Below are 2,936 nucleotides of genomic sequence, written 5' to 3' on the forward strand. Positions count from 1 at the left end.
GACGGGGGCACCGCCCTCGCCGCCGGGGCCGGGCGGGACGGCCAGCCGCCGGCGCCGGCCGGTCGGCACGGGCGCGGCGGGCTCGGGCGGCGCGGGCGCCGGACCGGCCGGCAGGGCGTGCTCCAGCCCGGGGTAGAAGGGGGTCTCGGGGACGCCGGGCAGGGCGAAGCCGCCGGAGGAGTCCTCGGCGCCCGGCAGCGCGCGGCGCCGCCGGGAGGGCCGGGCCTCGGCGTCGCCCTCGCCCCGGCCGGACGGCGCGTCCGCGCCCCGGGGGTCGTGGGCGGCGTCGGGGGCGGGCGGCGCGTCGGGGGCGGATCCGCCGCCGGGGCCGAGCGCGATCGGACCGCGCGCCGCTCTCCCCCCGGGGTCACGACCGGTTCCGCCGTCGGCGCCGCCGGGGCGCCCGTCCGGGTGTCCGGCCGCGGGCCCGCCGTCGACCGGGACGGCGTAGGCGGTGCCGGAGCGGCCGTCGTCCTTGCCCCAGGGGTCGGCCTGCGGGCCGCCGGGACCGCCGATGCCCTGGCGTCCGTAGGCGGGGTCGTTGCCGGTGCCGTTCCACTGCTCGGGAACGGCGCGCTCGATCCGGGCGGGGGCGTTCGGCCACTGGTCGGCGGGGATGCCGGGGACGATGCCGCCGCCGGCGGGTGCGGCGCCGTCCCGGCCGTCCGGCGCCGGGAGGTCGGGCCGCTCCTCGACGGCGGGCCGTCCGCGGCGTCCGCGCCGCTGCTCGACGGCCGGCTCCTCGCCCGGCGCACCGCCGGTGGCCGCCGGGTCGGCCGCGGTCCCGGCGGCGCGGGCGTCCGCGGGGGCCGGGGCCTCGCCGCGCGGGGCGTCCGCGGATCCCTGCGGCGCGTCCTCGCCGGAGTCCCGGGAGTCCCGGGAGCCCTCGGCCGCGGCGTCGGCGCCTGGTCCGGCCGGGCCCTCGCCCGCCGGGGGCTCCTCGGTCCGGGCGGTCGGCAGCTGCGGGATGCCCGGAAGGTCGGGCAGGACGGCGCTGTCGCTCTCCTTCGGCCGGTCCGACCGGCCCTCGGCGCCGGCCCGCTCGGCGGCGGCCTTCGCGGCGGCCGGGTCCAGCGGCAGCTCGACGACGTACGTGGTGCCGGCGCGTCCCGGCAGCTCGTGCGGCTGGAGCACCCCGCCGTGGCGCTCGACCACCGCGCGGGCTATCGGCAGGTGGACGGGGCTGCCGCCGCGTCCGGGACCGCGGATCTCCACCCGGGCGACCTCGCCGCGCTGGGCGGCCGCGAGTACCACGGCCGGCACGTCGCTCTCGGCCGGGGGCAGCGCGGGCACCCCGGGGGTGGCGAGCCCGGGGGAGGGCGGCTCGGGGGCGGCGTCGTCCAGCGAGAGGCCGACGCCGCTGACGTCGGCGACCAGGTGGGCCAGCGCCTGGGCGAGCCGCTTCTCGTCGGCGATCACCTCGACGGCGGCGGCGTGCACGGAGAACCGCACCCGTCCGGCGCCGACCAGCTCGCCCGCGTGCTCGACGGCCCGGCGCACCACCTTGTCCAGCGCGACCGGCACCCGCTCGGGGGTCTTCCGGCCGTCCTTGCCCTCCGCGGCGGCGGCCGCGGCCTCACCGGCCTCGGACCGCTGGTGGGCCAGGACGCCGTCGATCAGCGTGCCGAACCGGCGGCACTCGTCGGCCAGCCGGCGCAGCGTCCAGTTGGCCTCCGGCCACAGCTGCCCGGCCGGGTCGGTGGCGAGCGCGTCGATCCGCCGGTGCAGCGCGTTCAGCGCGCCCCCCAGCTCGCTCTCCAGCACGGCGGTGAGGTGCTCGTTGCGGGCGACCAGTGCCAGCTCGCGGCTGCGGTCGGTGAAGGTCATGACGGCGCCGACCAGCTGGTCGCCGTCGCGGACCGGGGCGGTGGTGAGGTCGACGGTGACCGGCCGGCCGTCCTTGCGCCAGAGCACGGTGCCGCGAACCCGGTGCTTGCGCCCGGACGTCAGGGTGTCCAGCAGCGCGGACTCCTCCAGCGTCAGCGGGGTGCCGTCGGCCCGGGAGTGCTGGATCAGCGGGTGCAGCTCGCGGCCGCCCAGCTCGCTGGCCCGGTACTCCAGGATGTGCGCGGCGGCCGGGTTCACCAGCACGCAGCGGCCTTCGAGGTCGACGCCGAGCACGCCCTCGGCGGCGGCCCGCAGGATCATCTCGGTCTGCTTGTGCTGGCGGCGCAGCTCCGCCTCGACGCCGAGCCGGCCGGTGAGGTCGCGGACCAGCAGCAGGAGCAGGTCGGAGGAGCGGGAGCCCTCGCGGTAGGGGTCGTAGGGCGCCGGCGGGGAGTAGCCGCGGCTCTCGCCGGAGCCGGTGCCGGAGCCGTCGTCGTCGAAGTCGTTGCCGGACACCTCGACGGGGAAGGTGGTGCCGTCGGTGCGCCGGGCGGTCATCCGGACCGGGCGGTCGAGCGCCTCGTCCTCGCGGGCGGCGGGCCGCATCGATCCGGGGATCCGGCTGGGGTCGAACTCCGGGAGCAGGTCGAGCACGCCCATGCCGACCAGTGAGGTGCCGGGCGCCTGCAGCGCCTGGACGGCTGCGTTGTTGGCGTCGACCACCGTGCCGTTGCTGTTGACCAGCAGCAGCGCGTCGGGCAGGGCGTCGAGTATGGCGGCGAGGCGAGCAGCGCCTCGGATCGGCCTGCTGCTCACGTCGACAGGTCTCCTCGGCTCAGGGCAGCTCTCTCCGGAGAGGGCAGTATCTCATTCTTCTTTGCGGCGGGGACGACCCGCCTAGTAACGTTGTCGGCGGTTGGTGCCGGGCCCCCGGGTTGTGGCATCATCACAGGCACAGGGAACGGGTCCGCGCACGCGGGCTCGATCCGTGTGGAGGAGGCTTCGCCTAGTCCGGTCTATGGCGCCGCACTGCTAATGCGGTTTCGGGGTTATTCCTGATCGAGGGTTCAAATCCCTCAGCCTCCGCCAGCCGAAGAGCCCCGCCGACG

Annotated in this window: 1 protein-coding gene and 1 tRNA gene; one reads left to right on the forward strand and one right to left on the reverse strand. The window is 78.2% G+C overall.

The genetic code is table 11. The annotated features are described in order from the left end of the window. A partial coding sequence (locus tag ACFCX4_RS35645; protein ID WP_376151526.1) for a PAS domain-containing protein occupies positions 1-2,643 on the reverse strand: 2,643 nt, incomplete at its 3' end. Between the two features lie 179 nt (positions 2,644-2,822). On the opposite strand from ACFCX4_RS35645, the gene ACFCX4_RS35650 reads away from it, so the two are divergent. Continuing rightward, positions 2,823-2,916 (forward strand) — tRNA-Ser (locus ACFCX4_RS35650). Positions 2,917-2,936 lie beyond the last annotated feature (20 nt).

The organism is Kitasatospora sp. NPDC056327 (assembly GCF_042261735.1).
GTDB lineage: Bacteria > Actinomycetota > Actinomycetes > Streptomycetales > Streptomycetaceae > Kitasatospora.